This window comes from Brevundimonas sp. UBA4553, assembly GCF_002387245.1.
Lineage (GTDB): Bacteria > Pseudomonadota > Alphaproteobacteria > Caulobacterales > Caulobacteraceae > Brevundimonas.
The window spans coordinates 23,224-47,710 of the sequence record NZ_DGLD01000014.1; the positions used below are offsets into that span (position 1 = coordinate 23,224).

Here is a 24,487-nt window from a genome sequence, read left to right on the forward strand (position 1 = left end):
GCTACTCGGTTCAGGATTTCACGCGGACGACAGCGCCGTCCTTGATCTTCAGGGCGGCGGCGACGTCGGGCGTCATGCGAGCCAGGTCGCCGTCGATCAGGACGCGGGCGCGGACGGCGCGGAAGGCCGAGACGCTGTCGGTCGAGACGAGGGAGGGCAGTTCGACCTCGACCTCCTTCTCGATGCGGGCGGTCAGGACACGGGCGTCGCGGACGGTGCGGATGTTGTCGCGGCCGCATGCCACGGTGGGGCCGGCGTCGAAGATGTCGACCAGGCCGTTCGGGCGGAAGCCTTCGCTTTCCAGCAGGGCCATGGCGGGTACGCCTTGGGGGTGAACCTTGCCGATCACGGCGCGGGCCGGTTCGGGCAGCAGGTCGATGTAGATCGGGTGGCGCGGGGCCAGGTCGAGGATGAACTGCTTGTCGGTCGAGCCGCTCATGCGGTCGGCGTCGTCGAAGTCCATCGGGAAGAACTTGTGCGCCACATGGTCCCAGAAGGGGCAGTAGCCGTCTGGGGTGAAGACGCCGCGCAGTTCGGCCAGGACGTTGTCGGAGAAGAGTTCCGGCTGGGCGCCAATGAGCATGTAACGCGACTGGCTGAGCAGGCGCCCGGCGCCGCCCTTGCGGCGGTCGGCCTTGAGGAAGAGCGAGCCGACCTCGGTCCAGCCGGTGCACTCGTTGACCAGAACCAGGGTCTGATGGTTCAGCTTCATGCCCAGCGAGGGCGACTGCACCGTGTTGTTGACCACGCGGAAGCTGAAGAAGGGCCGCTTCAGCCCGACCGTCGCCTTGACCGAGCCGATGCCGTCGATGTCGCCCGTGTCGCCGTCCTCCAGCATCAGGGTATACCAGGCTTCCTGCGGCGGGACGCGGCCCTCGAAGCTGGCCTGACTTAGTTCCAGACGTTCGCTCAGGACGTCGGCGTCTTCGGGCAGGCTGGTGAAGCCGGGGCCGGACAGGATGGCCAGTTCAAGCAGGTGATGAAGGTCGGCGGGACCGGCGGGGCGAACAACGAGCATGCGGTTACAGGGTCTCCAGTCGGAGCTGTTTCAGTTTCAATGCATCAATCTCGCCAGAGGCGATCTTGCACAGGATCAGGGCGGACAGTTGCGCGCGTTCGACGAAGCTGGCGGGCCAGGCGAACTCCTGATCCGAATGGATTTCGCCGCCGACGACGCCGAGGGTGTCGACATTGGGCAGACCCGCAGCGTGCAGATTGTTGCCCTCGCACACGCCGCCCGAGGGCTTCCAGGCGATGGTCTGGCCCAGCAATGCGCCCGCGTCACGCACGGCGTGGAACAGGGCGGTCTGCGACGCGTCCATCGGCTTGGGCGCGCGGGTCATGCCGCCGTGCAGATCCAGCGTCAGGCCGGGGAAGGGGGGCTCGGCGGCGATGGCGCGCACGGTCTGGTCGATCCAGGCGGCGCTCTGGGCGTCCGGCACGCGGACGTTGAAGCGAACGACCGCATTGTCGGCTACGACGTTCAGCGGACCGCCGCCGGCGATCCTGGCCACGTTGACGGTGACGCCCTCGCGCTGGCCGTTCAGAGCGTGCAGACGGGCGGCGATGATGGCGGCGCCCGCGACGGCGTTGGCGCCCTCGTGGAAGGCGCGGCCCGCGTGGGCGGCCTTGCCGGTGACGATCAGGTGGAAGTTGCCGCTGCCCTTGCGCTCGCCCGCCAGGGTCCCGTCGGACAGGGCGGGTTCATAGGTCAGGCCGACATGGCCCCGCGCGCCGAGTTCGGCCAGCACGGGCGCCGAGGCGGGCGAGCCGATCTCTTCGTCGGGGGAAAGCAGCACGGTCCAGCCCACGCGGGCCTTGTCCGGGTGAGTCTCGAAGGCTCTCAGCGCGGCCAGCATGACGCTGATCCCGCCCTTCATGTCGGCCACGCCAGGGCCGTTCAGGGCACCATCGGGGCGGGTGACGACCGTCTGGAAGGCGCTGTCGGCGGGGAAAACCGTGTCGTAGTGGCCGGTCAGGACCACCTGGATCGGGGCCTCGGGCCGGGCGGTGATGGTCAGGCAGTCGGCGTAGGTTTCAGGGATCACAGCGCCGCTGTCGGACACGGTGGTCGAGGCCCTGGTGGGCACGCGCACGACGGTGGCGGGCAGGCGCCGCGCCTCGGCCTCCAGCACGTCCAGCATCCGCGCCAGACCGGCGGCGTTGCGGCTGCCGGAGTTGATGTTGGCCCAGTCGATGGTCCGCGCGACGATCGCGTCGCCCTGGGCCGCGACGTGGTCGAGAACGGCCTGGTCGTGAGGTTCGATCCGCATGGAGGCGACCCTAGACGGGGCCGGGGCAAAGGTGAAGGCGAGGCGGTTTCTCGCTCAAGGCCTTGGGAAAGGTCGTCCGGTCGGGCTAGCTTTGCCTTCAGACTGATGATTCAGGAAAAGTCCCTTTGCTCAGACGCTTGAACCCTTTCGCACGAATCGAATCCCGTCCCATGGCGACCCGCTTCGCAAGATGCAGCGCCTGGGCCTTTCTGCTCGGCTCCATCATGCAGCTCGGATACGCCGGTGCGATCTGGCTCCATTTCGATCATGTCTATGCAGTGATGCTGGAGAGCGCAGCCACTCGCGATGCAGCACCGGTCCCCTACGAGCAAACCCGCAATCTCATCGTGGTCTCAACGGTTGTAGTCGCCGGAATCTATATGGCGCTGGCTGCCATTCAGTGGCGCTGGCCGAACCGCGTGTTCAGCGTTCTGGGGTTGGCTTCCACCGGCTACTATTTTTCCTCGGCGGCCGTATCTCTGGCTCTCGGCGTCGCCGGCAGCATCTACTATCCGATGTGGGTGGCCAGCATCGGTTATATGTTGCTGCTGGTTGAGTTGCCCCTGCATATCGCCGGCTTGCGCGGCGCGGCGGCGAGGGCGCGGTTTGCCAAAGCGCCGGTTGTTTCCAAGAGATAAGACTTTCCAGCCGGGACGCGACGATGAATCAAACGGTGAACCTGTGGCTGCGCGCAGCCAACCCCTTTGCGCCGCCGCGCGGCATGGCGGAGGCGCAGAGAGCGGCCAAGGTCGGGGCTTTGGCCTTGGTGATAGGCGCCGTGCAGGGTCTGGCGACCGTGCCGCTGATGCCTGGCCGCATGACCCTGGTCAACGACATGATGGCGCAGGGAGCGGATATTCCAGCCGAAAGCCAGGCTTTCACCGAGGCACTGGTCATGGCGATGACGCCCATGATGATGATCGGCGTCGTGGCGTTTTCGTTCCTCTATCTGGTTCTCGCGGTGGTGCAGTGGCGCAAGATGACTTGGGTGATCCCGGTCACCATGCTCGCCATCCTGGGATATAGCCTGCTCAGCGCCGTTAGCGGGTTTCTGATGCTCGGCGGCGGGGCGGCAAGGTTGTATACCGGTGTCACGATCGTCCAGTGGATCATCATGCTGGCGACAGTCTTTGTGTATGTGGCCGCCTTCCGGGGCGGGCGCATGCTGGATCGGCTGAAACGGAGCGCCTGAATGACCGTCACCCTCTTTCACAATCCGAAATGCTCGACCTCGCGCAAGGCGCTGGAGCTGCTGCAGGAGAAGGGCGTTCAGCCGACGGTGGTCGAGTATCTGAAGACCGGCTGGGACGCGGCGACGCTGGACCGCCTGGCTGGCGAGACCGGCCTTGGCCTGTCGGGTCTGTTGCGCAAGCGAGAGGCGAAGACGGCGGAACTGCTGGCAAGCGGCGCATCCGAAGAGACGATCCGCGCCGCCATGATCGCCGACCCGGTGCTGGTCGAGCGTCCCATCGTGCAGACGCCGAAAGGTGCCCGGATCGGACGGCCGGTCGAGAACATTCTGCACATCCTCTAGCGCTTAGCGGCTGCGGTTGCGGCGCCTGTCTGTCGGGGCGCCGCCGCCGGGGCGATCGCTTTCGCGACGCCAGCGCACCGACAGGCTGGCGTCGCCCTCGCCGCCGAACTTGGAACTGACGGCCAGGTTGCGGCGCACCTGCCACTCGACATTGACCGCCGCGCCGCCTTCGCCGCCGCCGATGACCTCCAGATAGACGTCGTCGGTGATGTAGCGCCCGCCCGCCACGGTCAGGCTGGACGCCTCGCCGCCGAAGGACAGGCGGTCCAGACCCGCCAGTTCGCGCAGGTTGCCGATCACATCGAAGCCGCCGCCGCCGGCCAGAGAGGCCACGGCCGAGGCCAGTTGGGCGGCCTCGAAGCCCGACAGTTGCGACGCCGAGCGGCCGAACAGGACCTGGGACAGGATTTCGTCCTGGGGCAGGGCGGGGGTCGATGTCAGTTCGATCTTGGGCGCCGCCGCCGTGCCGGTGACCTTGATGGTCGCCGTCAGGGCCGGATCCTCGCGCACGGCGGCCAGGTTCAGGCGGATGCGGGCGGGATCGGTCGACAGGGTGACCGAGCCGGTGTCGCCGAAGACGAACCGCTTGCCCGCGAACTCATAGTCGCCCCGCACCACATTGGCCGTGCCGGACAGTTCGGGACGGGTGATCGTACCGCGGACGCGAGCATTGGCGGTCAGTTCGACGTTCAGGCCGCGGCCGCGCACATGGATTTCGCGTCCGCTGAGATTGAGGTTCAAGCCGATCTGCGGGCCACGCGCCTGGGTCGGGGTCTCCACCGGGTCGCCGCCCGGGCGATTGATCTCGACCACGTCCATCTTCACCACGCCGTTGGAGCCGGGGAGGTTGGGCGAGATGTTGGCTTCGTCGATGTTCAGGTCGCCGCTGAGCTGGATGTTGCCGTCGGCGCCCCGCACCGCCGTCAACACGCCGTTGGCGCGGGCCTCGGCGATGTCGTTGTCGATGACGCGGAAGCGGGTGAGTTCCAGCCGGAGCGTGGAGCCCGAGCCCTGACGCAGGCCGAGGTTGCCGTTGCCGGTCACCGTGCCCTTGATCCCGTCGGCGGCTTCGAACCGCTCGATCACGGCCTGACCGTCGTCGAAGCGGCTGGCCAGGGTGACGGCTTCCAGACGCAGGCCCGTGGCGCTGTCGCGGAAGGCGCCTTGGGTCAGGTCGAGGCGGCCGTTGAGGCGGGGGGCGTTCAGCGTTCCGGCCAGGGTGGCGCGTCCCGCAACTTGGCCCGAGAGCGACTGGGCGCCGCCCAGGAACAGGTCCCAGATGGGCTGGATCTGACCATTGATGGCGATCTGGCCCGACATGTCGCGGGTCCGGGCGATGGCCAGTCTCAGCGGCGCGGCGGAGGCTTCGACCGGCAGGCTGACATCGGCGGAGGCCTGAACCGCCGTTCCATCATTGGCCTGGGCGCGAATGCGCAGGACGCTGTCGGTGAGGTCGGCGTTCAGCGACCCGTCCACGGCCAGGCCGCGGGGCGCATCGACGCTGCGCAGTTGCTTGAGGTCGATGTTGGCCGACCCGTTCAGGGTGTCGCCCGAGCCTTGCAGCGAGACGCGGCCTGTGACCTGACCGCGCAGGTCGGGGGCGAGCGATCCCATCTCGATATTGGTCAGATCGACCTGGATGGCGCTGCCGTTCTTGTCCTGCCGAAGCTCGCCGGCCAGGACGCCGCCCCCGACGCCCAGATCGACGCGGACCACGCGGCCGTCGCCGTTCAGGGCCACGATCGCGGGGGTGCGAGTGGTGAAGGCGATCTCACGGACACGGCCGCCGCCACGCAGGGTGACGCTCTGGGCGGGCCCTTGGCGCGAATATTCCCCGGTGCCGTTGAACTGGACCGGCGTGGCGCCGCCGACGTCGGCGGCCAGGGTGAAGGGCAGGCGCTCCAGCGTGCCCTGTCCCTTCAGCGACAGGTTGCGCACAACCCAGGTCGAACCCGGCAGCCGGACGTTGCGGCCAGTGACGTCCAGCACAGCGCTCTGGTCGCCGCCGCCGTCGGTCAGCCGCACCCGGCCATTGGCTTCGCCCAAGGCCAGGAACGCGCCCTGACGCGCGGTGAAGGTCAGGTCGGCGCTGGAGGGGAAGTTGTTGGACAGGGCGACCGCGCCCTGTGCCGTCACGCCGCCGGCGTTGAGGTCCACCTCGGTCAGGCGGATGCGTCCGCCGCCCAGGAAGAAGTTGCCTGACGCTCGGGCGGGACCGTAGTTCGAGCCGGAGTTGAGCACGATGCGCCCGTCCGAGGCGTCGACGCCCTTGCGGAAGCTCAGGATCAGGTCGGCGTTGGTCAGGATCAGGCCGCTGGCCGAGACCTTGTCGAAGGAGGCGCGCAGGTCGGCCCGGGGCTGGGCCAGGGTGCCGGTCAGGGCGCCGTTGCCGTCCATGGCCCCGTCGATGGCGACCGGACCCACGCCAAAGGGACCGCGAGCGGCCCAGTCCAGGGCCAGGCGCAGTTTGGACCCTTCGATCAGACCCTTGGCGCCCATCCGGCCGGCGGCGCCCGTCAGTTCGCTGCGGTCAATGGAGATGACGCCTTGATGGAGAGAGCCTGCGGCCTGAAGGCGCGGCGTCTGGCCGAGCAGGCGATCCAGTTCGTCCATGCCGATGGCCATGCGGGACCCGCGCCCGTCGAAGCTGAGCGTCCAGGGCGCGCCGGGTCGCGCCGAGGCGGCGCGGATCGGTCCTTTGAAGGAGCCCTTGGCGCCCTTGCGGATGCGCGAGATGTCGGTCAGGTCGGCCTGGCCGGAGAAGGTCAGGCCGCCGGTGATGCTGCGTCCGCCCGATCCCGTCAGAACCAGGCCCTGGCCGCGGCCGTCGATCTTCTTGAGCAGGAAGGCGCCGTCGGTGGTGCGGGCGGCCTCCAGCTGGATGCGCGGCGTCGGACCCAGCAGGGCGCCGATGATGCCGGCGCTCGATCCGCCGGCCGCGCGAATGTCGGTCGTGACATCGATGCGCCCGCGATTGGCCGCGATGTTCAGCGGTCCCGAAATCCGCGTGGCGCGATAGCTGGCGATGTCGGTCGCCAGCAGGCTGGCCGAGCCGTGCAGGGTCCAGACATTGGCGTCGCCCTTGAACACGCCGGTGTAGGCCGAGGCGCCCGCCAGGGGGCGGCCGATCAGGCGGCTGAGGGAGGGCGTGGTGAGTTCCAGACTGACGCCGTCGGGGGCGGTCCGGTCCTTGAGCCGGATCAGGCCCTGGGCGCGCGACTGGATGTTGTCCGCGCTGAGATTCCACGCCATGCCCTGGAAACCGTCGCGGTTCCTGTCGGGCACGGTGGCGAAGCCGAAGCGGGCGGTGCGGCCGATCCGTTCGACGAAGGGCGCGAGCAGGTCGGAGCCCGAGAAGTCGGCGGCGCCCGCGATGCGCGAGCCGTCCTTGCTGTAGCGGCCCTTGACCGACAGGGGGGTGAAGTCGCCCGTCCGCATTACGACGTCGACAATCTCGCCGTTCACCAGGGCGACGGCGGAGAAGGGTTGATCCGGGGAATAGCCCAGGGTGCCGGCGATAGGCCCGCCTTGGGCCTCGTTGGCGCGCAGGTTGACGCGGAGGTCTTCGGGCTTCTTGCCGATGACGGCGGCCAGCCGCAGGTAGTCGCCCTTGCGGCTGAGGCTGTAGGCGTTGACGTTGGCGATCTTGTCGCCCTTGCGCGGCAGCTCGGCGTCGCCGCTCAGGGTCCAGCGACCGTATTCCTTCGAGAAGTTCTCCATCAGTTCGACGTTGGCGCTGAAACGGTCGATGTCGATGGTCAGGGCCTGCGGGCCGCCCGGCTCGGTGCGCGGCTCCAGCAGCGGCCGGCGGATCAGGCGGATCTGGTCGGCCGTGATTTCCTTGGCGTGGAAGCGCCGCGCCAGAAGCGGCCAGTATGACCAGTCCACGCGGACATTGGTCGCCTCCAGCCAGACGCCGTCAGCATCCGTCACGGTGACGCGGCCCAGCGTGAAGTCGTCGAAAAGGTCGCCCTTCAGGCCCTCGACGTTGATCCGGCCGTAACGGCTGATCTTCTTGCCGGCGACGAAGCTGGTGATCAGCTCACGCCCGGAATCCGAGACCAGATACATCCGTCCGCCCACCGCGGCGATGATCGCCAGCGCCACCAGGGACGCCACCACGATGCCGGAGATGAAGGCGATCCATTGAAGGCGCGTGCGCTTGCGCCTGGCCTTCTTCGCCGGAGTTTCGGCGGGGGCGTCCGTTTCGGGCTCGGTGGGCGGGAGGTCGGTCAAAACGCTTGGCCGATGCTGATGTAGAGCTGGAAGTCGGCGTCGCCCTCGCGCTTGTCGAGCGGGACGGCGATGTCGGCGCGGACCGGGCCGAAGGGCAGCTTGTAGCGAACCCCCACCCCGGCGCCGTAGCGAAGATTGTTGAAGTTCGGCGTCTCCTGGAAGCCGACGGCGCCGGCGTCGATGAAGGCTACAGCCTGGAATTTCGCGCCGATGTCGCGACGCACCTCGAACGAGGTCTCGAACAGCGACAGGCCGCCGCGCGGGGTGTTGTCGGGCAGGCGCGGGTTGATGCTCTGATAGGAATAGCCGCGCACCGACCCGCCGCCACCGGAGTAGAAGAGGCGGTCCGATGGCACCGTCAACTCCTCGCCGCCGATGATCGAGCCGATGCGCAAGCGCCCGGCCAGCACGGTCTTGGCCCCGTCCTGCAAGGGGAGATAGGCGGTGGCCTGTCCCTCGGTGCGCACGAAGAAGACGCTGTCTTCGCCGGCCACTGCCGTCGGCTGGGCCGAGACGTAGAGGCGGTAGCCCTGCGTCGGATCCAGCGGATCATTGGAGCGGTCCATGTAGGCGGAGCCGCGGGTGGTCAGGATGGCCAGGTCGCGATCGAAGGTCACCGGTTCCTGGGTGTCAGGATCGAAGCGGTTTTCGGTATAGCGGCCCGCGTCCAGCCCCACGCCATAGGTGAAGAAGGAGGTCTTGCCGATGCGCTGGGACAGGTCGGCGTTCACAGAGACGGCGCTGCGGTCGTAGGCGTCCGTCTGTTCGTTGACGAGGTAGGACGACAGCTTGAGGGTGCGCCCTGGCCGCCGCCAATGGGGCAGGCTGACCTCGCCGCCCAGACGGCTGTCGATGCTGGCGAAGCGGCCGCCGTACTTCAGCGTGGCGGCCCGGCCGAACCGGTTGTAGCGCGTCTGGAACACGTCCACGCCGGCGCCCTCGGCGGTCGAATAGGTGGCGCCGGCCTCCAGCAGGCTGCGAGGGCGGTCGGCCAGGGTGACCATGACGGGACGCAGACCCTCGGGGGTGATCTGATCCAGCGGCGCCAGAGAAACGCCGACGCCTTCATAGACCCCCGTGTCGAGCAGTCGTCGCTCCAGTTCCGCGACATCCTCGGGATCGTAGCGATCGCCGGAGGTCCACGGCGCCAGACCAGCCACCCAGTCGGGATTGGTGGGGCCGCGCGTGCGCACGAGAACGCCATCCAGTCGCACCAGGGCTCCGGAGGAGATGTTGAAGTTGGGCTGAACGGTGAAGGTCGCGTGATCGACCACGACGCGGCGAGGCTCGGCCTTAGCGTCGGCGTAACCCTCGCGGGTCAGGCCCGCCACGATCCGCCCCTCGGCGGCCAGGACCTCGGCGGCCCGGCCCGGATCGCCGGGTTTCAGGGCGAGATCCTTCGTGACCGTCTGCTCGGTGACCGCGTCGGGGACGGGAGCGATCCAGTTGATCTGGGTGTCGGCGAGCACGAACCGGCGGCCGGGCGTGACGGTGATCACGGCGACGGGCGTCTCTTCGCCCTCCACGTCGTCCTGCAGCGTGGGTTGGTAGTAACCTTCCGAGCGCAGGAGGGCCTGAGCGGCCTCCATGGCGCTGCGGGCGCGCCGACGCGCCTCGAAGCGATTGGCCGGGGCGGCGTCGACCTGGCCCACGGCCTGTTCCAGTTGGCGACGCAGCTCAGGGTCGACCTCGCCGCGGATCTGGGCTTTCGGCACATCCGCCAGGACGGCGTGGCCGCAAAGGGCCCAGAGCGCCGCACTGGCGAAAAGGAGGTGGGACCTCGACGTCAAGCTGGAGCCTTGGTTCAGAGTGGAAGAGCCGGAGAGGGACGCCGTCCGGGCCGAAGTCAGTAGAACAGCGTCTCGCTTTCAGGCTGCACCGTCTGTTCCGAGGTGCGTTGTTCCGGCGGCAGGGTGTCGACCGGGGCGGGCGCTTCCGTCGCAGCAGGCGCGGGGGCCTCGGCCACGGTCGGAGCAGCGGCCTCCTCGGCGGCCGGAGCCGCCGGCGCTTCAGTTTCAATCTCGACCGATTCGTACTGGCGCGGCTCGTCGCAGGCGGAGAGGAGGGCGGCGGCGCCAAGCGACGAGGCCAGCAGCAAACGTTTTACAATCAACCGGTTCATATGCATTTCTTCCCCCTATGGGGTGGCAAACGCCGACTTTGGCGCAGGGTTCCGTCCCTTTGTTGACTGAACGCCAATGAACCGCAACTGAACCCGTCCCGCGGTATGGCGGAATGTCACTTTCGCCATTCGATCAGGGCCTGATCCAGCGACAGATCGGGTCGATCTGACGCCGTCGCAGGAGCGTCGCCGTCGAAACGTGGCGCGGGCGCGGGTTGACGGATTCCCGCATTCAGGAAGGTCCCGCGCGCCTGATTGTGGGGGTGGTCGGGGGCCTCGGCCATTGTCAGCACCGGCGTGACGCAGGCCTCGGTTCCGGCGAAGTGAGCGGCCCAGTCGTCGCGGTCGCGTGTGGCGAACCGGGCGGCGAAACGGGCCTGAAGGGCGGGCCAGTCGCTGCGATCGAACTGCGGCGCCTCTTCCGGCGTGAGACCGAGCCCGACGAGCAGGGCGGCGTAGAAGCGGGGCTCCAGCGCGCCAACGGCGACAAACCCGCCGTCACGGCAGGCGTAGCAACGATAGAAGGGGGCTCCGCCGTCCAGCAGGTTGGCCTGACGCTCGTCATTCCACAGGCCCCGCGACTGGAGCCCGTGGAACAGACCGGTCAGCAGAGCCGAGCCGTCGGTCATGGCGGCGTCGACGACGCGCCCGCGCCCGGTGGTCCGGGCTTCCAGCATCGCCGCCAGTACGCCGCTGACCAGCATCATGGCGCCGCCGCCGTAGTCGCCGACGAGATTCAGGGGCGGGCTTGGCGGCTGGTCGCCCGGCCCCATCGGGTGAAGCGCGCCGGACAGGGCGATGTAGTTGATGTCGTGCCCCACCTGATCGGCCATCGGCCCTGTCTGTCCCCAACCGGTCACGCGGCCGTAGACCAGACGTGGGCTGCGCGCGGCGCAGGTCTCGGGGCCAAGGCCCAGCCGTTCCATCACGCCGGGACGAAAGCCCTCGATCAGGGCGTCGGCGCTGTCGATCAGGCCCAGCACCTTGTCGCGCTCCTCGGCGGATTTCAGGTCCACCGGCACGGCGCGGCGGCCGCGATGTAGCACCGCGCCCCCGACCTCGTCGAAGACGGCGGCCGTCGCGCCGCCGCCGCGGGTCAGTCGCAGGACCTCCGCCCCCATGTCAGCCAGCATCATGCCGGCGAAGGTGACCGGCCCCAGGCCGTCGATTTCGATGATGCGCAGTCCGGCGAGTGGTCCCATGAGCGAGAAGCTAGACCGGAACGGGGCGGGGGCGACACGAGATTCTCGGCGTTCGCCACGCCGATCGAGGTCGCAAACCCATTGATCGGCCTGGAAAGCGGTTTTCTGAGGAGGCGAGACGGATTTCCTCAGAAATACCCCTCATCTCTCGGTCCAGCCCCTTGACCTGCATTCACGAATGAACCAGAAACCGCCTCCGCAAACAGGCGCTGCGCCGGTTCGCGGAAAAGCAATCCAAGTGGTTGTTTTCAGAAAAATGTGCGCCCCTAGCTCAGTTGGTTAGAGCATCTGACTTTTAATCAGAGGGTCCTCGGTTCGAGCCCGAGGGGGCGTACCATTTTCCCCCTACAATCTGGCGATCTGCGATGCTGGCGCGATGCGCTCAGCGTCTATGTCTGACGAACGCAGCTCCGCCGTGAAAACCTCAATAGCTACGCTGGACTGCGCATTTTTCGGAACATATCATGAACGAATGGCGCGTATCGAACTCCGGCGAAAGCTGTCCGTCTTGTCCGACGCGGCCAAATACGACGCTTCATGCGCGTCATCGGGAGCGACAAAACGCAATTCCCTGAATGGCAAGGGCGTGGGCTCGACCGAGGGCATGGGCATCTGTCACGCCTATACGCCGGACGGGCGGTGCGTCAGCCTGCTGAAGATCCTGCTGACGAACTTCTGCATCTATGACTGCGTCTATTGCATCAACAGGACGTCCTCGAATGTGGAGCGGGCGCGGTTCACGATCGAGGAAGTCGTCGACCTGACCCTGGCCTTCTACAAGCGCAACTATATCGAGGGGTTGTTCCTGTCGTCGGGGGTCATCCGTTCGGGCGACTACACGATGGAGCAGTTGGTGGAGGTCGCGCGCCGGCTGCGCGAGGACCACGATTTTCGCGGCTATATCCACCTCAAACTCATTCCCGAGGCAGACGAACGGCTGGTGGCCCTGGCCGGCCGCTATGCGGATCGATTGTCGGCCAATATCGAGTTGCCGCGAGACGAGGCCCTGGGGCGGCTGGCGCCGGAGAAGGACGCGCGGCTGATCCGCAAGACCATGGCCCAGGTGCGTCTGGGGCTGGAGGCGGCCAAGCCGGAGAAACGCGACCGTCAGCGGCCGCCCGCCTTCGCCCCGGCCGGACAGTCGACCCAGTTGATCGTGGGCGCCGACGGGGCGCCGGACACCGAGATCCTGGATCGAAGCGCGTCCCTGTACGGCGGATACGGCCTGCGTCGGGTTTATTATTCTGCCTTCAGCCCCATCCCCGACAGTTCCAGCGTCCTGCCTCTGTCGAAACCGCCGTTGATGCGGGAACACCGGCTGTATCAGGCGGACTGGCTGATGCGCTTCTATGGGTTCAGCGCGCCGGAGATCGGCGAGGGCGCATCGGACGGCATGCTTGATCTGGCCATTGATCCCAAGCTGGCCTGGGCTCTGAAGCGGCGCGACAGCTTTCCTGCTGACGTCAACGCCGCGTCTCGCGAAGTCCTTTTGCGCGTGCCGGGTCTGGGCGTGAAGGCGGTGGATCGCATCCTGTCCGTTCGTCGCTATCGCACGCTGAGGCTGGAGGATGTGGCCCGGCTGACGCGGTCGATCGACAAGGTGCGCCCTTGGATCGTCGCCCTGGACTGGACGCCGGGCGGTTTGACGGACGCCATGGACCTGCGCGCGCGCCTGGCGCCCCCGCGGGCGCCCGAGCAGTTGAGCCTGTTCTGATGCGCACGATCACGCTGAACAGTGAGATCGATCTCGATGGCTGGAAGGCCGCGGCGCGCGCTTTGCGGATGTCCGGGATCGCTCCCGCCGAGGTGCGCTTCGTGACGGGCGAGGCGGTCCAGACCACCCTGTTCGGCTCGAACGAGGAGGCGTCGGAGGCTGGAGAAGTCGCAGCCTTTGTCGTTCCGCGCGCCTTTGTGGAAACGGCCGCCGACCTGATCCTGCATCGCGCGGCGGACCGGTTCGACCTGATGTATCGTCTCTTGTGGCGACTGCGCAACGAGCCCGACCTGATGCGAGTGGCCTCCGATCCCGATGTCGCCGCCGCGGCGGAGCGCGTGAAGAACGTCCACCGCGCCGCGCACAAGATGAAGGCCTTCGTCCGGTTTCGCGAGACCACGGACGAGGCGGGCGAGCGCTGGGTGGCCTGGTTCGAGCCGGCGCACCGCGTGCTGGAGAAGACCGCGCCCTTTTTCGCCAGGCGGTTCAGCACCATGCGGTGGTCGATCCTGACGCCCGACGGCGCGGCGCACTGGGACGGCGGCCGCCTGAGTTTCGGACCGCCCGCGCGTCAGGACGAGGCGCCCCAGGAAGACGATGTCGAGGACTTCTGGCGCACCTACTACGCTTCGACCTTCAATCCGGCGCGTCTGCGGACGCGGATGATGCAGTCGGAAATGCCCAAGCGCTACTGGAAGAACCTGCCCGAAGCGTCGCTGATCCCTGAACTGGTTGCTTCGGCGGGCTTGCGCACCGAGGGGATGGTGTCCCGGGCAGCGCCTCAGCCCAATGAGAAGTTCGCGCGTCTTCGCGCCCCGGCGGTCGATCGGACCGCGACTGATGACATGGTTCCGGCAAACCTGCCGGCGCTGGCGAGCGGCGTCGAAGGCTGCCGTCGGTGCCCGCTATGGCGCGACGCGACCCAGGCTGTCTGCGGGCAGGGACCGGCCGGGGCGCGGCTCATGATAGTGGGCGAGCAGCCCGGCGATCAGGAGGATCTTGCGGGGCGACCCTTTATCGGCCCCGCAGGGCGCGTGTTGAGCGATGCGTTGAACGCCGCGGGCATCGACCGGGCAGAGGCTTACCTGACCAACGCCGTCAAACACTTCAAGCACGAGCCTCGGGGCAAGCGGAGGTTGCACAAGACGCCGAATGCGGGCGAGGTGCAGGCCTGCCGATGGTGGCTGGATCACGAAAGAAAACTGGTCAAACCGCGCCTCATCCTGGCGCTGGGCGCAACGGCCGGCCTGGCGGTGCTGGGAAGAAAGCCGGCCGTTCAGGCAGAACGGGGCAAGGTGATCGAGACCCCTGACGGCGACCGTGTTCTGTTGACGGTTCACCCGTCCTATCTGTTGCGTCTGCCCGATCCGGACCTTCGTCGGCGCGAGCAGGCGGCCTTCGCCGCCGACCTGCAACTGGCCCGCATCGAGGCGCGCTAGACTCTTATTCCAGGTCCGCGGCCCTGGGCGCCGGAGCAAGGTTCAGGTCGGGGCCTTCCTGCGGATGGTCCCTCAGCCCGTTCGACGTCAATTCATCCAGTTCGGCGGCCTCGACGAAGATCACGGTTTCGTCCCCTTGCAGCAGGGGCTCCGCGGCCTGGCGGGCCTCGGATTCGCTGGGCGCATTGATCCTGATCGTCCTCGACGCGCCGTCATCGTCGCCCACCGTCACCTCGAAAACCTCAGCCATGTCCACTCCCTGCGTCAGGTCGTGAAAACGCGGGTCGTCCTGCGGCGTTGCGCGCTGGGCCGATCGGCCGCAGGGCGTCTCTATTCCGGCGGAATGTGGTCATCGCCCTCGACTCGGTCGCGATAGACAGCCGCGCGGGCGAGCAGGATGAGGGTGACGGGCGTGGTGACGGTCAGGAAGACCCCGATCAGCAGATCCCGCAGCGCCAGGCGACCTTCCGACATGGACCAGAACATCACGGAGGCGATGACGATCAGCGCCATGCCCAGGGTGGCGCCGAGCGTCGGGGCGTGCACGCGCTCGTAGAAGCGCTTGAGGATGACGAGGCCGACTGAACCGACAAGGGCCAGGGCGCTGCCGCAAACGGTGACGGCGACAATGAGCCAGGCCGCCCAGAGCGGCAGTTCGGTGGGAGTCATTCGATCACCTCGCCGCGCATCAGGAATTTGGCCAGGGCGACGGTGGCCGTGAAGCCCAGCATGCCGATGATCAGCGCGGCCTCGAAATAGAGGCCGACGCCGCTGCGCATGCCCTGGACGAGGATCATCAACATGGCGTTCAAGTACAGGGTGTCCAGACCGAGGACCCGGTCCTGGGCGCGAGGGCCGCGCATCATGCGCCATGCCGCCAGCAGCATGGCCAGCAGCAGCATGGCCTGGGCCGCGCCCAGCCCCCAGTAGAGGACGGCGGAGGCGGTCACGGGAAGATCTCCAGCAGCAGGCGTTCGTACCGGCCCTTGATCAGGTCGATCCACTCCTGCTCCTCAATCAGGTCCAGAACGTGCAGCAGCAGACGGCCCGTCGGCCGGTCGTACTGGACCCACAGCGTTCCCGGCGTGCTGGTGAGGATGATGGCGAGCACCGCCAGGCCATAGCGATTCCGCAGGTCCAGCGGCACGTGCATGAAGCCCGATACGCGCTCGCGTTTGCGTCGCCCCAGAATGATGGTGGCGACGGCATAGTTCGACCGCACCACGTCGACAGCGACATAGCCGACCAACCGGAGCAGGGCGCCGGGCGCTCGCACGCCGGACCGGTCCGGCTCGAGCAGGCGCATGACATGGGGGATGGTCAGGGCTGCGATCAGGGCCACAACGATGTCCCCCGCCGAGACGGGCTCGCTCAGCATCAGCCAGGCGGCGAACAGTCCGGCCGCCAGAAGCGGGTGAGGAAGGACGGCGCGGATCATGACGCGCCTCCCAGGACGGCGGTCATGTAGGCGGCCGGCGAGGCCAGCCATTCGCCGGTCTTTTCAGCATAGGTCAGGCCCCCGGCGGCGCCGGCGCTGAGCCATAGACAGCACAGGACCAGGCCACCGATGGCCAGGAACTCCGGGCTGCGGACCTTCGGCGCATCCGCCTCCTCACGCCGCCAGAAGCCGGACACGCCGAAGCGCGCCAGGGTGATAAGGGCGGCGAAGCTGGACAGGGTGAGAACGCCGATGATCAGCCAGTGGGTCGGCGACAGGACGCCGTCGCCCGCCAGCAGCGCCGCGAATATGCTCAACTTGCCAGCGAAGCCCGCCAGCGGCGGCAGACTGATCGTGACCAGGGCCACCAGGATGAAGGCTCCGCCGAGGAAGGCGGTGGAGGCGGGCAGGACCCGCCCGACCTCATGCACGTCGTCGGCGGCGAAGGGATCGTCGTACTCATCGTCGAAAACGGCGTCCTCGGGGGACACGGCCTGATCCTCGCCTCGTCCCAAGATTTCGGCGATCAGGAACAGGGCGCCGGCCGCCAGGGTCGAGGCGGCCATGTAGAACAGGGCGCCGCCGATCGCGTCGGGCAGGGCGGTTCCTGCCAGGGCGAGAACCGTGCCGGATGAAACCATGACGGCGTAGCCCGCCGCCTGCTCCAGGCGTCGCGAAGCCACCATGCCGGCTGCACCGAACAGCACGGTGGCGATCCCAGCCGAGAGCAGCCAGACATCCCCGAACCCGGCCGAGGCGCCCGCATCGGCGCCGAACAGCAGGGTGGCGAGACGCAGGATCACATAGACGCCGACCTTGCTCAAAATGGCGAAGACCGCCGCCACGGGAGCGCTGGCCGCGGCATAGGCGCCTGGAAGCCAGAACCCGAGCGGCCATGCCGCCGCCTTGACCAGGAAGGCCACGCCCAGGATGGCGCAGCCGATATGGAACAGGGCCCGATCGTGCTCGGGAATGGCGGCGACCTTGCTGGCGATGTCGGCCATGTTGAGCGCACCGGTCACGCCGTAGATCAGGCTGACGCCGATGAGGAAGAAGAGCGACGCCGTGAGGTTGATCGCCACATAGCCCAGGCCGGCGCGCACCCGCTTCTCGCCCGAGCCGTGCAGCAGGAGGCCATAGGAAGCCGCCAGCATGACTTCGAAGAAGACGAAGAGATTGAACAGGTCGCCGGTCAGGACCGCGCCGTTCACCCCCATGACCAGCAGCAGATACAGGGCGTGGAATCGCGGTCCGGCGCGGTCCCAGCGGGCGTAGGAAAACAGCAGGCCCCCGGCCGCCAGCGTGGCGGTCAGGGCCAGCATCAGGGTCGAGAGCCGATCCGCCACCAGGGTGATGCCGAAGGGCGCCGACCAGGCGCCCAGATTATAGATGCGCGCTGTGTCGTCACCCGCAGGTCCGCCGATGGCTGCTTCGTGCAGCAGGGCGTAGGCGACCCCGACCAAGGCGACCAGGCATAGCAGGCTGATCAGCGCCTTGAGACCGTAGCGCTGCTCCTTGAGCAGCAGCATGGCGGCGGCTGCGATCAGCGGCAGCACGACAGGAACGACGATGAGATGGTCCTGCCAGTCGATCATTCGCCCGGCTCCCGTCCGTCGATGTGGTCGCTGCCGGTGATGCCCCGGCTGGTCATCAGCACCACGAGGAAGAGCGCGGTCAGGGCGAAGCTGATGACGATGGCCGTCAGCACCAGGGCCTGGGGCACAGGATCGGCGTAGGCGGCGGGATCGGCCGGGAGATCGTCCCGCAGCACGGGCGGCGATCCGGCGCGCAGTCGGCCCATGGCGAAGATGAAGAGATTGACCGCATAGCCCAGCAACGACAGGCCGATGATGACCTGGAAGGTTCGGGGACGCAGGAGCAGCCAGACGCCGGCGGCGGTCAGCACCCCTATGCCGAGAGCAAGCACCAGTTCCATCAGACGGTCTCCTCTTCGACGGGGGGCGGGACGACCTGACGGGACTTGCGAAGCGACTGGTGGGCGATGGCGACCAGCATCAGGACGGTGGCGCCCACGACCAGCAGGGCCACGCCTGCATCGAAGACGACCGCCGAGGCCAGCGGCGTCTTGCCGATCAGAGGCAGATCGACATAGCTGAACCAGGAGGTCAGCAGGGGATAGCCGAAGAGCCAGGAGGCGACCCCCGACAGGGCGGCGATCAGCAGCCCCCCTCCGATCCAGACCAGGGGACGGATCTCGAGCCGCTCTTCCACCCAGCGCGCGCCGGACGCCATGTACTGCAGGATGAAGGCGATCGACAGCGCCACTCCGGCGGCGAATCCGCCGCCCGGCAGGTCATGCCCACGCAGGAACAGGTGAAGCGCCAGCAGGACGATGAAGGGGAAGAGCCAGCGCATCACCACGCGCGGGATCAGCATGGTTTCGGACAGGGTGTCGCCCAGCTTGCGGTCTTCGCGCCGGTCGTCGCTGTCGTCCTGTATGCGCTTCTGCTCGGTATGCCCGAGGCTGTCGGAGGCCGGACGGAAGCGGCGTAGCAGCGCCCATATCGTCAGGCCCACGATGCCCAGGACCGTGATTTCCCCTAGGGTGTCGAAGGCCCGGAAGTCGACCAGAAGGACGTTGACGACATTCCGCCCGCCGCCTTCGGAATAGGCGTGTTCGAGGAAGTATTTCGCCAGCGGGGATGTCGACGGCCGGGTCATGACGGCGAAGGCGAGCGCGGCGACGCCCAGCCCGGCGGCGGCGGCGATGGCCAGGTCGGTCAGGCGGCGACGTCTGGCCCTGGCCTCTTCACGGGGAGACGCCAGATTGGGGAGGCGCTTGGGCAGCCACCGCAGGCCCAGCAGCAGCAGGACCGTGGTGACGATCTCGACCAGCATCTGGGTCGTGGCGAGGTCCGGAGCCGAGAACCAGACAAAGGTCAGGCAACTGACCAGACCCGCGCCGCCCACCAGCACGACGGCGGCCAGGCGGTGATACTTGGCCTGCCAGGCCGCGGCCACGGCGCACGACGCGCCGATGATCCAGAGCAGGGTGAAGCCGAGGCCCGGGCGCTGGATGGTCAGCCCCGCGTCGTCGAAGCCGAGGCCGGCCAGGCCGCTGGCCAGGACCGCGGCCAACAGGCAAGTCAGGATGATGACACGCAGCCGCGCCTGCTGGCGGGAGGCGCCCAGGCGACGCACGATCCACTCGGCGCCCAGATTGAAGCCCCGCATGACGCGATCATAGGCCCGGGCGCCGTTGACGCGCCCGATCACCCAGGGGCGTTCGCTGGCGTTGATGCGCGGGCCGAGCAGCCTGTAGAGCGCAACGCCGCCAACCAGCGCGATCATGCTCATCAGCAGCGGCAGGTTGAAGCCGTGCCACAGGGCCAGGCTGTAGTAGGGCACGTCGTCGCCCAGCACTGATCGAACGGCCACGGCGAGAACGGGGCCGATCGTGATCGCCGGCAGGACCCCGACGATGATGCACAGGCCGACCAGAACCTCGATCGGGAAACGCATCCAGCGCGGCGGTTCGTGGGGAGGCTTGGGCAGATCGACCGGCTCGGGACCGAAGAAGGTCTGGTGGATGAAGCGCACCGAGTAGAGGACGCTGAGCAGGCTGGCCACGGTGGCCAGGACGGGCAGGGCGAGGTTGAGGTGGCGCCCGCCGGTGTGGGCCACCGCCTCCGCCAGGAACATCTCTTTGGACAGGAATCCGTTCAGCAGGGGGACGCCGGCCATGGCGGCGGCGGCGACGATCGCGAGGGCGGCCGTGACCGGCATGGGGCGCCTGAGGCCGCTGAGCTTGCGCATGTCGCGCGTGCCGGTCTCGTGGTCGATGACACCGGCGGCCATGAACAGGGAGGCCTTGAAGGTGGCGTGGTTGACGGTGTGGAAGATGGCGGCCACCGCCGCCAGCGGACTGCCGAGACCGAGCAACAGGGTGATCAGCCCCAGATGGCTGATGGTCGAATAGGCCAGAAGCCCTTTCAGGTCGTTCTGGAAGACGGCGCTCCAGGCGCCGAACAGCAGGGTGGCCATCCCGGCCGAGCCGACGATGACGTACCAGGCGTCGGTTCCCGCCAGCACAGGCCACAGCCGGATCAGCAGGAAGACGCCGGCCTTCACCATGGTGGCGGAATGCAGATAGGCGCTGACCGGCGTCGGCGCGGCCATGGCGCGCGGCAGCCAGAAGTGGAAGGGGAACTGGGCGCTCTTGGTCAGCGCACCCGCCAGGATCAGGATCAGGGCGGGACGATACCAGGGGCTGTTCTTGATGACGTCCCCTGAGGCCAGGACCACGTCCAGATCAAAGCTGCCGACGATGCGCCCCAGAACCACCATGCCGGCGAACAGGCAGAGCCCGCCGGCGGCCGTGACGGTGAGCGCCATCCGTGCGCCGTCGCGCGCCGCCGCATTGTGGTGCCAGTAGCCGATCAGCAGGAAGGAGAAGAGGCTGGTCAGTTCCCAGAACGTCGCCAGGACGATCAGGTCGCCAGCCATGACCACGCCGGTCATGGCGCCCATGAAGGCCAGCAGGAAGGCGAAGAACCGAGGGACCGGGTCCGCCGCCGACATGTAGTAGCGGGCATAGAGCACCACGAGGGCGCCGATCCCCTGGACCATGACCGCGAACAGCCAGGCCAGGCCGTCTAGGCGAAGGGTGAAATTCACGCCCAGGCTCGGCAGCCAGGGCGTGGACCAACGGACCGCCTCGCCGGCGGCTATGTTTGGAAACAGCGCCAGAAGGCACAGCAGCCCCGCCAGTGACGCCAGCCAGGCCAGCGCCGCTGCCGCGTTCCGCGCGTGTGACGGCAAGAAGATCGCCATCAGGGCCGCGATGAACGGCGCCGCAAACGGAACAAGCAGCAGGAAGGCGGCAAGCATGCGTGGGCGAAATCCTGTTGAAGCGTCGGAGATTCCCAGCCTAACGGCCGAAACGCGTGCAAACCATACCGCATGCTGCGGCGATCCGACCCAATCGGCGGTGATTTGGATCGAAACTCGCAGGATGGACGGCACGGGACCGCTTCAAGGGCACGACCGAGCGAGAAGAAAAACGGGCCAAGGTTATTGCGCTTCCCCGCAGCCTCTCTACGCAAGGGCCTCCATTCGTTTGCCGGGGCCAGATCTTTGATGACGTCGAACCGCCGCCCGAAGTCGGGCTCGAAGATGGAAGCCTGGGCGTCCGCTGGACTGGCTCTGGTGCTGGCCTTCTTCCTCGCGACGGGTCTGGTGGCCTATTTCAACGTCGAGGTGCTGCGAGCGAACAATCAGGAAATCATCCATACGCACCGGGTGATCGTTGCGGTCGACGAACTGTTGTCGACGACCCAGGACGCGGAGACGGGACAGCGCGGCTATCTGCTGACGGGCAATCCCCAGTATCTTCAGCCCTATGAAACGGCGACGGCCGCCGTCGCCCGGCGGTTGGACGACGTGGCCACGTTGACGAGCGACAACCCCGTGCAGCAGGCGCATCTCCAGCAGGTGCGGCGTCACGTCGACGCCAAGATGGCCGAGCTTGAGGGCACGATTCAGGCGCGTCGTTCGGAAGGCGTCCAGGCGGCTCTTACCCGTATGGCCACGGATCGCGGCAAGGTCGAAATGGACGCGATCCGCACGGAAATCGGACTGATGCGGCAGGAAGAGCAGCGGCAGCGTACGCAGCGTCTCGCCGAAATGAGCGAGGCCTATCGGACCGCTCTGATCAGCGGCGTCCTGTCGGGCGTTCTCGGGGCTGTCCTTACCATCGTCGTCTTCACCTTGATCCGCCGCAGCGCTCGCGCTCGCGCCCGGCAGGAGTGGCTGCACAAGGGCCAGGTGGGTCTCGCCGACGCCATGATGGGCGACCTGTCCATGGCGCAACTGGCCGACAGGATTCTGGCCTATCTGGCTCGCTACGCCGACGTTCAGGCGGCCGCGCTGTTCAAGGGCGAGGGCGGCGTCTATCGGCGCATCGCCACGCTGGGCGTTCCGTCCGACGCCACGATCCCCGAGCGTTTCGGTCATCGCGAGGGTTTGCTGGGACAGGTGGCCGCCGAAGGCGCCGTCCTGACGCTGTCTGAGGTGCCTGAAGGCTATCTGACCATCGGGTCGGCCCTTGGGCGGGACCGCCCCCGGCACCTGATGATCGCCCCCGCCCGCGCTGATGGCGAGGTCAATGCGGTCATCGAACTGGGCTTCCTGCATCCCGTGGACGAGCGTCTGCAGACCCTGCTGGAAGAGGTGGGGCCGGCGATCGGCACGGCGCTACGGTCCGCGCGCTATCGCGCCCAGCTGCAGAATATGCTGGAGGAGACCCAGAGGCAGGCCGAGGAGCTGCAGGTCCAAAGCGAAGAACTGCGCGTCTCGAACGAGGAACTGGAAGAGCAGGGACGGGCGCTGAAGGAATCGCAGTTCCGGCTCGAGCAGCAGCAGGCCGAACTGGAGCAGACGAACAGCCAGCTCGAAGAGCAGGCGCAGATGCTGGAAGTCCAGCGCGACGACCTCGAACGCGGCTCCGCCGCCCTGGGTCTGAAGGCGCGCGAACTGGAGCAGGCCAGCCAGTACAAGTCCGACTTCCTTGCGAACATGTCGCACGAGCTGCGCACGCCGCTCAACTCCCTGCTGATCCTGTCGAAACTTCTGGCAGACAACCCGGACGGCGCCCTGTCGGACGAGCAGGTGAAGTATGCCCGGACCATCCAGTCATCTGGCAATGATCTGCTGACGCTGATCAACGACATCCTCGACCTGTCCAAGATCGAGGCCGGCCATATCCAGGCCCGACCTGAAGCGATCTCGCTCCAGCGCCTGAGCGAGGATGTGCGACAGCTGTTCCAGCCGGTGGCCGACGACCGCGGTCTGGCCTTTGAGATCGACCTGACCGCGGCCGGCGAAGATGACCTGGAAACGGATCGTCAGAGGCTGGAGCAGATTCTCAAGAACCTGCTGTCGAACGCCTTCAAATTCACTGAGAGTGGAAGCGTCAAGCTGGCGGTCACGGCCGCTGGCCCGGGGGAAGTCGCGTTCGCCGTCTCGGACACCGGCATCGGCATCTCGCCGGATCAGCAGAAGAGCGTGTTCGAGGCCTTCCAGCAGGCGGACGGCACCATCAGCCGTCGTTATGGCGGCACCGGGCTGGGCCTTTCGATCTCGCGCGAACTGGCGCGGTTGCTGGGCGGCCGGATCACGCTGGAAAGCCGTCCGGGGGAGGGCAGCGTTTTCACCCTGATCCTGCCTCGGACCTACGACGCCGCGCGTGTCGCGCCGCGAGAGACTCCTGTGGCAGCGTCGTCAGCTCCTAGCGCTGAAGCTGCGACCACGCCCGAACCCCACTCAGAGCCGACGCATCGGACGGTGGAGGATGATCGCGATCAACTGGCCGGAAGCCGGCGTCTGCTGCTGGTGGTGGAGGACGACGACCGTTTCGCCGCCATCGTCCGCGACCTGTCACGCGAACTGGGCTTCCAATGCATTGTGGCCGGCACGGCGGAAGAGGCGCTCAAGCTGGCCAAGCGCTATCGCCCCAGCGCGGTGGTGCTGGACATCGGTCTGCCTGACCAATCGGGCCTCACGGTGCTGGACGTCCTGAAGAGGGATGACGACACGCGCCATATTCCCATCCACGTGGTTTCGGCCGACGACCACAGTCAGACCGCTCTGTCGCTGGGCGCCATCGGCTATGTGGTCAAGCCTGTGGGGCGCGACGAGTTGGCCAACGTCCTGCGGTCGTTGGAAGAGAAGCTGACGCGCACCGTGCGTCGGGTGCTTATCGTCGAGGACGATGCGGTCCAGCGTGAGGCGGTCAGCAAGCTGCTGGAATCGGGCGATGTCGAAACTGTGGGGGTCGGCACGGCCGCTGAATGTCTGGAACAGCTGAAGAGCCAGACCTTCGACTGCATGGTGCTGGACCTGACTCTGCCGGACGCCTCGGGCTTCTCGCTTCTGGAGACGCTCAGTCGCGAAGGCGGTCACGCCTTCCCGCCGGTCATTGTCTACACCGGTCGCGACCTGTCGCCCGAACACGAGCAGCAGCTTCGTCGCTACTCCAGTTCCATCATCATCAAGGGGGCCAAGTCGCCGGAGCGGCTGCTGGACGAGGTCTCGCTGTTCCTCCACCAGGTGGTGTCGGAGCTGCCGGCCGAACAGCAGAAGATGATCCGCAAGGCGCGCAATCGCGACGCGGTGCTGGAGGGACGGCGGATCCTGATCGTCGAGGATGATGTCCGGAACGTCTATTCCCTGACCAATGTGCTGGAGCCGCGTGGCGCCATCGTCGAGATCGCTCGCAACGGCAAGGAGGCGATCGAGGCCCTGGATCGGTCTCACGGCGATCCCGCCAAGGCCATCGATCTGGTTCTCATGGATGTGATGATGCCGGTCATGGACGGCCTGACAGCCACGCGCGAACTGCGGCGAGATCCGCGATGGAGCGGCCTGCCGGTCGTGATGCTGACCGCCAAGGCCATGCCCGACGACCAGGAGCGCTGCATGGCGGCGGGCGCCAACGACTACATGGCCAAGCCGCTGGACGTCGATAAACTGCTTTCGCTGGTCCGCGTCTGGATGCCCCGTTGAAGC

The 24,487-nt window shown here is 67.4% G+C and carries 19 protein-coding genes and 1 tRNA gene; 7 read left to right on the forward strand and 13 right to left on the reverse strand.

Features of this window, described 5'->3' with window-relative positions; translation table 11 throughout:
- Positions 1–10 precede the first annotated feature (10 nt).
- Both B4A39_RS09610 and B4A39_RS09615 read right to left on the reverse strand, forming a co-directional pair.
- The gene (locus B4A39_RS09610; RefSeq protein WP_292035919.1) at positions 11–1,018 is read right to left on the reverse strand and encodes an arginine N-succinyltransferase; all 1,008 of its coding nucleotides are present in this window, start codon (positions 1,016–1,018) and stop codon (positions 11–13) included.
- A gap of 4 nt (positions 1,019–1,022) precedes the next feature.
- Positions 1,023–2,273: a hydrolase gene (locus B4A39_RS09615; RefSeq protein WP_292035921.1), complete on the reverse strand. Its 1,251-nt coding sequence runs from the start codon at positions 2,271–2,273 to the stop codon at positions 1,023–1,025.
- Between the two features lie 170 nt (positions 2,274–2,443).
- Here B4A39_RS09615 and B4A39_RS09620 point away from each other — a divergent pair, with 170 nt between their 5' ends.
- Genes B4A39_RS09620 through arsC form a run of 3 tightly spaced genes read left to right on the forward strand, consistent with a single transcriptional unit; the run spans position 2,444 to position 3,807 of the window.
- Positions 2,444–2,911: a hypothetical protein gene (locus tag B4A39_RS09620; RefSeq protein WP_292035924.1), complete on the forward strand. Its 468-nt coding sequence runs from the start codon at positions 2,444–2,446 to the stop codon at positions 2,909–2,911.
- A 23-nt stretch (positions 2,912–2,934) separates the two neighbouring features.
- Positions 2,935–3,465 carry a hypothetical protein gene (locus tag B4A39_RS09625; RefSeq protein WP_292035927.1) on the forward strand — a complete coding sequence of 177 codons (531 nt, stop codon included), beginning with the start codon at positions 2,935–2,937 and terminating at the stop codon, positions 3,463–3,465.
- Entirely contained in the window at positions 3,466–3,807 is a 342-nt protein-coding gene (gene arsC, locus B4A39_RS09630) for an arsenate reductase (glutaredoxin) (RefSeq protein WP_292035929.1), read from the forward strand. It abuts the gene before it with no gap.
- A gap of 3 nt (positions 3,808–3,810) precedes the next feature.
- On the opposite strand, the gene B4A39_RS09635 is transcribed toward arsC, so the two are convergent.
- The 4 genes from B4A39_RS09635 to B4A39_RS09650 all read right to left on the reverse strand — a co-directional run bounded on the left by B4A39_RS09635 (position 3,811) and on the right by B4A39_RS09650 (position 11,367).
- Complete coding sequence (locus B4A39_RS09635) at positions 3,811–8,043, reverse strand: translocation/assembly module TamB domain-containing protein (RefSeq protein ID WP_292035931.1); 4,233 nt, start codon at positions 8,041–8,043, stop codon at positions 3,811–3,813.
- A complete protein-coding gene (locus tag B4A39_RS09640; RefSeq protein WP_292035933.1) occupies positions 8,040–9,833 on the reverse strand; it encodes an autotransporter assembly complex protein TamA in 1,794 nt (597 codons plus the stop codon). Before B4A39_RS09640 ends, B4A39_RS09635 begins: the two co-directional genes overlap by 4 nt.
- Positions 9,834–9,889: 56 nt before the next feature.
- Positions 9,890–10,165, reverse strand: coding sequence for a hypothetical protein (locus tag B4A39_RS09645; protein ID WP_292035935.1), 276 nt, complete (start codon positions 10,163–10,165; stop codon positions 9,890–9,892).
- 116 nt (positions 10,166–10,281) lie between these two features.
- The gene (locus B4A39_RS09650) at positions 10,282–11,367 is read right to left on the reverse strand and encodes a CaiB/BaiF CoA transferase family protein (protein WP_292035937.1); all 1,086 of its coding nucleotides are present in this window, start codon (positions 11,365–11,367) and stop codon (positions 10,282–10,284) included.
- Between the two features lie 260 nt (positions 11,368–11,627).
- On the opposite strand from B4A39_RS09650, the gene B4A39_RS09655 reads away from it, so the two are divergent.
- The 3 genes from B4A39_RS09655 to B4A39_RS09665 all read left to right on the forward strand — a co-directional run bounded on the left by B4A39_RS09655 (position 11,628) and on the right by B4A39_RS09665 (position 14,520).
- Positions 11,628–11,704, forward strand: a tRNA-Lys gene (locus tag B4A39_RS09655).
- A gap of 135 nt (positions 11,705–11,839) precedes the next feature.
- Positions 11,840–13,081: a putative DNA modification/repair radical SAM protein gene (locus B4A39_RS09660; RefSeq protein ID WP_292035939.1), complete on the forward strand. Its 1,242-nt coding sequence runs from the start codon at positions 11,840–11,842 to the stop codon at positions 13,079–13,081.
- Positions 13,081–14,520, forward strand: a complete 1,440-nt coding sequence (locus tag B4A39_RS09665; RefSeq protein ID WP_292035940.1) for a UdgX family uracil-DNA binding protein — start codon at positions 13,081–13,083, stop codon at positions 14,518–14,520. Before B4A39_RS09660 ends, B4A39_RS09665 begins: the two co-directional genes overlap by 1 nt.
- 4 nt (positions 14,521–14,524) lie before the next feature.
- Here the strand turns inward: B4A39_RS09665 and B4A39_RS09670 are convergent, their stop codons facing one another.
- The 7 genes from B4A39_RS09670 to B4A39_RS09700 form a co-directional block, all read right to left on the reverse strand.
- Positions 14,525–14,770, reverse strand: a complete 246-nt coding sequence (locus B4A39_RS09670) for a hypothetical protein (RefSeq protein WP_292035942.1) — start codon at positions 14,768–14,770, stop codon at positions 14,525–14,527.
- An 80-nt stretch (positions 14,771–14,850) separates the two neighbouring features.
- Complete coding sequence (gene mnhG, locus B4A39_RS09675) at positions 14,851–15,189, reverse strand: monovalent cation/H(+) antiporter subunit G (protein ID WP_292035944.1); 339 nt, start codon at positions 15,187–15,189, stop codon at positions 14,851–14,853.
- On the reverse strand, positions 15,186–15,470 hold the full coding sequence (locus tag B4A39_RS09680; protein WP_292035947.1) for a K+/H+ antiporter subunit F: 285 nt from the start codon (positions 15,468–15,470) through the stop codon (positions 15,186–15,188). The genes mnhG and B4A39_RS09680 overlap by 4 nt, the downstream gene beginning before the upstream one ends.
- On the reverse strand, positions 15,467–15,958 hold the full coding sequence (locus B4A39_RS09685; RefSeq protein ID WP_292035949.1) for a Na+/H+ antiporter subunit E: 492 nt from the start codon (positions 15,956–15,958) through the stop codon (positions 15,467–15,469). The genes B4A39_RS09680 and B4A39_RS09685 overlap by 4 nt, the downstream gene beginning before the upstream one ends.
- Positions 15,955–17,553 (reverse strand): monovalent cation/H+ antiporter subunit D, encoded by a 1,599-nt coding sequence (locus B4A39_RS09690; RefSeq protein WP_292035952.1) that lies wholly within the window; start codon positions 17,551–17,553, stop codon positions 15,955–15,957. The genes B4A39_RS09685 and B4A39_RS09690 overlap by 4 nt, the downstream gene beginning before the upstream one ends.
- Entirely contained in the window at positions 17,550–17,894 is a 345-nt protein-coding gene (locus tag B4A39_RS09695; protein WP_292035954.1) for a Na+/H+ antiporter subunit C, read from the reverse strand. Before B4A39_RS09695 ends, B4A39_RS09690 begins: the two co-directional genes overlap by 4 nt.
- Complete coding sequence (locus B4A39_RS09700) at positions 17,894–20,809, reverse strand: monovalent cation/H+ antiporter subunit A (protein ID WP_292035956.1); 2,916 nt, start codon at positions 20,807–20,809, stop codon at positions 17,894–17,896. Before B4A39_RS09700 ends, B4A39_RS09695 begins: the two co-directional genes overlap by 1 nt.
- A 249-nt stretch (positions 20,810–21,058) precedes the next feature.
- Between B4A39_RS09700 and B4A39_RS09705 the strand changes: the two genes are divergently transcribed.
- Entirely contained in the window at positions 21,059–24,484 is a 3,426-nt protein-coding gene (locus B4A39_RS09705) for a response regulator (RefSeq protein ID WP_312217475.1), read from the forward strand.
- Positions 24,485–24,487: the final 3 nt, after the last annotated feature.